Below are 5,499 nucleotides of genomic sequence, written 5' to 3'. Positions count from 1 at the left end.
CGGCGATGTTCTGGTCCGGGTTGCGGGCGGGGTGGCGGGCGGCGGCGAGCAGGCCGCGCAAGGCGTTTTCCTGAAAGACGCCGCCTGAGACGAGGAGGAAATTATCGATCACAACCCCTTCTTCTTCAAGCGTTTTTGAAAATGGCGGGGTGGAGCCGGGGGTGAGGCCGCCGATGTCGGCATGGTGGCCGCGGCAGGCGGTGAAGAAGCGGATGGTTTCGCCGGCTTCGTCGAAGACGGGGGTGATGAGGGTGATGTCCGGCAGGTGGGTGCCGCCGGCGTAGGGGTTGTTGAGGGCGATGGCGTCGCCGGGTTTGAGGGTGGCGGCGCGCCGGGCGATGACATGGCGGACGGAAGCGCCCATGGCGCCGAGGTGGACGGGGACATGCGGGGCGTTGGCGACAAGCCCGCCGGTTGAATCGAATATGGCGCAGGAGAAATCAAGCCGTTCCTTGATGTTCACGCTCTGGGCGGTGTTGCGCAGCACGGTGCCGGCCTGCTCGGCGATGGCCATGAAGAGGTTGTTGAAAAGCTCGAGCAGCACCGGGTCGGGCCAGGAGGGGTCGGCGATGATGACGGCCTCGCGCGGGGTGGTGCGGCGCAGGATGCAGTGGTTTTGCGCGGTGATGCTGGCGCTCCAGCCTGGGGTGATGACGGTGGTGGCGTTCTGTTCGCGCAAGATGGCCGGGCCGGGGATTATGGTGCCAGCGCCCAGGGCGTCGCGGTCATAGACCGGGGTGGCGAGGGGATTTCCGCCGGTGAAGATATTGACGGTCTCCAGCGGGGCGGAGCGGGATTTGGCGGAAATTTGGGGCTCGGGGACATGCGCGCCGGGGGCTGTGGCTTCAACCACCACGGTTTCCGCGACGAGGGGTTTTTCGGGCGTGGTGAAGCCGAAGAGGCGCTGGTGGGCGGCAGCGAATTGCCCGGCCATTTGCGCGTGGGTGGTGAGCGGGACGGGCAGAGCTGTGTCTGTGCCCGCGTAACGCAGCAAAACGGTGGTGGCCGTGGTGATTTGCGCGCCGGGGTTCTGGCCGCGCAGGGCGGTGGTGGCGTTTTGCGTCAGGTTGGCCGCGGTGGCGGTGAGGAGGGCGATGCATTCGGGCGTGAAGGGGTGTTCAACCGCCTGGTCGCGTACCAGGGTGAAATCAGCCAGGCCGATGCCATAGGCGGAGAGCACGCCGGCGAGGGGGTGGATGAAGATGGTGTCCATGCCTAGCTCGTCAGCCACCAGGCAGGCGTGCTGGCCGCCCGCGCCGCCGAAGCTGGCGAGGGTGAAATCCGCCGGGTTGATGCCGCGTTGCACGGTGATCTGGCGGATGGCGTGGGCCATGTTGGCGACGGCGATGCGGATGAAGCCCTCGGCCAGGGATTGCGGGGTGGCCGCAATGCCGGTGGCGGTGGCGACCTGTTGCGCCAGGGCGGTGAATTTTGTGTGCACGATGGCGGTGTCGAGCGGTTCATCGCCATTGGGGCCGAAGATGGCGGGGAAATGATGGGGGAGGATTTTGCCGAGCAGGATGTTTGCGTCGGTGATGGTGAGCGGGCCGCCCTTGCGGTAGGCGGCGGGGCCGGGGTTGGCGCCGGCACTCTCGGGGCCAGCGCGCAGGCGGGCGCCGTCAAAACCGAGGATGGAGCCGCCGCCGGCGGCCACGGTGTTGATGGCGAGCATGGGGGCGCGCAGGCGCACGCCGGCGATCTCGGTCTCGAAGGCATGGGCGAAGCCGTTGTCGTAGAGGGCGGCGTCGGTGCTGGTGCCGCCCATGTCAAACCCGATGACGCGGTGGAACCCGGCCTGGGCGGCGGTGCGCGCGGCACCGGTGATGCCGCCGGCGGGGCCGGAGAGGACGGCATCCTTGCCGGAGAAATTTTCCGCGCTGGCGAGGCCGCCGTGCGATTGCATGAAATAGAGGGGCGCGTGGTTTAAGCCCTGGGAAACCTGGGCGACGTAATGTTTGAGGATGGGCGAGAGGTAGGCGTCAGCCATCGTGGTGTCGCCGCGCGGGACGAGGCGGAGCAGGGGGCTGGCGATATGCGAGAGGGAGATGCTGGTGAAACCCGCCTGGGCGGCGAGTTCGCCGAGGCGCTTTTCCTGCTCCGGGTATTTCCAGGCGTGGATGAGGACGATGGCGACGGAGAGAATGCCCTGGGCGCGGGCGGCGCGCAGGGTTTGCAGGGCGGCGGCCTCGTCCAGCGGTTCGACGATGGTGCCGTCCGCGCCGGTGCGGGCGGAGACTTCGGCCACCTTGCGGTAGAGCATGCCGTGGAGCTTGATTTCAAGCTCGAACAGGCGGGGGCGGGACTGGTTGCCGATGCGTAGCAGATCCGCGAAGCCGCGGTTGACCAGCAGCAATGTGGGCGCGCCCTTGCGTTCCAGCAGCGCGTTGGTGGCGACGGTGGTGCCCATTTTGACGTGTTCGATGAGGCCAGGGGGAATGGCGGCGCCGGGGGGCAGGCCGAGGCAGGCGGCGATGCCGGCCAGGGCGGCGTCCTGGTAGTGTTCAGGGTTCTCGGAGAGGAGTTTCCGGGTGGTGATCTGGCCCGAGGGGGCGCGGGCGACGATATCGGTGAAGGTGCCGCCGCGATCGATCCAGAATTGCCAGCCTGTCATATATTCCGCCGTGAAAGATGGTGTGGTTGATGTATGATTGTCGGGTTGGGTTCAAGGGCCGGGCTATGGTAGGTTAGGCATATGGCGATTTGGGGCAAGATTATTGGGGGTATGGCGGGTTTTGCCATGGGCGGGCCGGTGGGCGCGCTGTTTGGCGCGGCCATGGGGCATGCCGCCGATGAGGGGAATCTGAACGGATTCAGCTTCGCGGGAAGGCCGCTGCCGTTTGATGGCGCGCGGGCGGCGGCGATGCTGGGGCGGCGCGACCAGATTTTTGCCGTGGGCGTGACGGTGCTGGCGGCCAAGCTGGCCAAATGCGACGGGCCGGTGGGGCGGGTGGAGATAGATGCGTTCCGGCGCAGTTTTGCCATCCCCGAGGGCAGCGTGGCCGAGGTGGGGCGGCTGTTTGATAGTGCGCGCGAGTCGGCGGCCGGGTTTGAGAGTTATGCCGTGCAACTCGGCCAGGCGTTCTCGGACAGCCCGGGTATATTGGAGCAGGTGCTGGGCGGGTTGTACCAGATCGCGCGGGCGGATGGCCCGGTGAATGCGGCGGAGGCGGATTTTCTCTCCCGCGTGGCGCATGGGTTCGGGCTGGATTTGGACGCGGCGCAGCGTGCCGCGCGCGGCGGTGCGATGGCCCCGCCGCCGGTTGAGGATTCCTATGCCGTGCTGGGCTTGAAACCGCAGGCCACGAAAGAGGAGATCCGCGCGCGGTGGAAGACTTTGATGCGCGAGAACCATCCGGACACGCTGGCGGCCAAGGGCGTGCCCGCCGAGGCGGTGAAGAAAGCCTCCGACCGGGTGGCGCGGATCAACGCGGCGTATGACACCATCAAGCGCGAGCGGAAGCTTTGATTCCGGCGGCTTCGCCGAATTTTGACGAACGGCCGGGCGGGGTTGAATTTCTGGTGCTGCATTATACCGGCATGCGGACCGCCGGGGCGGCGATTGCGCGGTTGCGCGACCCCGTGGCGAAGGTTTCGGCGCATTATGTGGTGGATGAGGATGGGGCGGTTTATGCCCTGGTGGCCGAGGAGAAGCGCGCCTGGCACGCGGGGGTGAGTTTTTGGCGCGGTGTGAGCGGGCTGAATGATGCTTCAATCGGCATCGAGATCGTCAATCCGGGGCATGAATTTGGCTATCGCGCGTTTCCCGAGCGCCAGATGGCGGCGGTGACGGCGCTGTGCCTGGAGGTGCTAGGCCGCTGGCCTGCGATTGTGGCGCGCAATGTGGTGGGACATTCCGACATTGCGCCGGACCGCAAGCAGGACCCCGGCGAATTGTTCGGCTGGCGCGCGCTGGCGGCGGCGGGGGTTGGGCTGTGGAGCGATGCATTCGCGCCGCCGGGGGATTTGCTCGATGATCTGGCGGCGATCGGCTATGATACGCGCTTTGCCGCGCGCGATGTGATCATCGCGTTTCAGCTGCATTTTTTGCCGGAGCATCTGAGCGGGGCGGCCGATGCCCTGACGGCCGGGCGCGCGGCGGCGGTGCGGGCGCTGATTGACGCGCAGGCCTGAAAAGGTGCTATGAGCGCGCATCCAGACGGTTGGACGGCCGCTGGCGGGGCAACCCGCTGGAGGAAAGTCCGGGCTCCACGGAAATACGGTGCCGGCTAACAGCCGGCGGGGGCGACCCCAGGGACAGTGCCACAGAAAACAAACCGCCGCGGCTTGTCCGGGGTAAGGGTGAAACGGTGCGGTAAGAGCGCACCGCAACCCTGGTGACAGGGTTGGCAGGGTAAACCCCACCGGGAGCAAGACCGAATAGGGGCGGCCGGCGTTGTATCTCAGGATATGAACGCGGGGGTATTTTCGACCCGCCGCCCGGGTTGGTCGCGTTGAGGCGGGCCGCAAGGTCCGTCCCAGAGGAATGGCCGTCCAGCATCGTTAAAGATGTGGACAGAACCCGGCTTACAGACCGTCTGGATATTCTCTGCCGCAGGGTTTGATGCCGGCAAGAGATGAGAACAAAACAGAAACATAGAGTCTGAAACTTCGCAGGCGGGGCCGTGGTGAATCGTGTCGAATCGAGGCCGTATCAACTTGATTGTCTTTGACGTGGGGGTGTGGAACATGATAGTGGGGAGAAATCCCATGTGATCCCATGCGGGATATGTGAAGCCCCAACGAGAACCCCCCAATGTCGCTGTTTTTTGGCAAGCACGAGAATCGATTGGATGTGAAGGGGCGGGTTTCCATTCCGGCGCCCTTCCGCGCGATTCTGAAAAGCGAGCCGGGGGCGATTCCGCTGGTTTTGTGTCCCTCGCATATCAAGGGCTGTATCGAGGCCTGGGCGCCTTCGGCTTATGCGGAGATGGCGCGTAAGGAACTCAGCAAATACGACCGGCTGGACGCGGCCTATGATGAGACCGTCTCGCGCTTGTTCACCGATGCGTGGCAGCTGGAGACCGATAAGGAGGGGCGGATTGTGCTGCCTCCCGGCGCGCTGGCGCTGACTGGTATTAAAGATGCGGTGGCGTTTTTTGGCCGGGGCGATAATTTTCATATCTGGGAGCCGGCGGCGGGGGCTGCGCATCTGGCGGCGGCGCGGGCAGCTGTGTCAGGAGGCCAGGCATGAGCGGGTTCTCCCATATTCCGGTGTTGCGCGATGAGGCGGTGGCGATGCTGCGTCCGCGTGCGGGCGGCGTTTATCTGGACGGCACGTTTGGCGGCGGCGGCTATGCGAAGGCGATTCTCGACGCCGCCGATTGCCGCTTGTTCGCCATCGACCGCGACCCGGCGGCGGTGGCGCGCGGGCGCGAGATGGCCCGCGAGTATCCTGGCCGGTTAGAGATTTTTCAAGGCAGGATCAGCGAGCTTAAAAAATTGTTGGACGAGGCCGGGGTCGGGCCGCTGGATGGCGCGGTGGTTGATCTGGGGGTTTCG

At 65.8% G+C, this 5,499-nt stretch carries 5 protein-coding genes and 1 other RNA gene; 5 read left to right on the top strand and 1 reads right to left on the bottom strand.

Annotation, left to right across the window (positions count from 1 at the left end):
* Positions 1-2,611: hydantoinase/oxoprolinase family protein (locus HKL97_RS00810; protein WP_291421891.1), on the bottom strand; the 2,611-nt coding region annotated here is incomplete at its 3' end.
* Positions 2,612-2,722: 111 nt separating this feature from the next.
* Here HKL97_RS00810 and HKL97_RS00805 point away from each other — a divergent pair.
* From HKL97_RS00805 to mraW, 5 genes are all read left to right on the top strand, one after another.
* Positions 2,723-3,466: a TerB family tellurite resistance protein gene (locus HKL97_RS00805; RefSeq protein WP_408820524.1), complete on the top strand. Its 744-nt coding sequence runs from the start codon at positions 2,723-2,725 to the stop codon at positions 3,464-3,466.
* Positions 3,463-4,131 carry an N-acetylmuramoyl-L-alanine amidase gene (locus HKL97_RS00800; RefSeq protein WP_291421887.1) on the top strand — a complete coding sequence of 223 codons (669 nt, stop codon included), beginning with the start codon at positions 3,463-3,465 and terminating at the stop codon, positions 4,129-4,131. The genes HKL97_RS00805 and HKL97_RS00800 overlap by 4 nt, the downstream gene beginning before the upstream one ends.
* Positions 4,132-4,152: 21 nt before the next feature.
* Positions 4,153-4,543, top strand: an RNA gene (gene rnpB, locus HKL97_RS00795) — RNase P RNA component class A.
* 210 nt (positions 4,544-4,753) lie between these two features.
* Positions 4,754-5,191: a division/cell wall cluster transcriptional repressor MraZ gene (locus tag HKL97_RS00790; protein WP_291421885.1), complete on the top strand. Its 438-nt coding sequence runs from the start codon at positions 4,754-4,756 to the stop codon at positions 5,189-5,191.
* A partial coding sequence (gene mraW, locus HKL97_RS00785) for a 16S rRNA (cytosine(1402)-N(4))-methyltransferase (protein ID WP_291421883.1) occupies positions 5,188-5,499 on the top strand: 312 nt, incomplete at its 3' end. The genes HKL97_RS00790 and mraW, both read left to right, overlap by 4 nt.

Source organism: Acidocella sp. (assembly GCF_013044125.1).
Taxonomy (GTDB): domain Bacteria; phylum Pseudomonadota; class Alphaproteobacteria; order Acetobacterales; family Acetobacteraceae; genus Acidocella.
The sequence above is the reverse complement of the archived record's forward strand: the minus strand, read 5'-3'. Positions and strand labels throughout refer to the sequence as shown.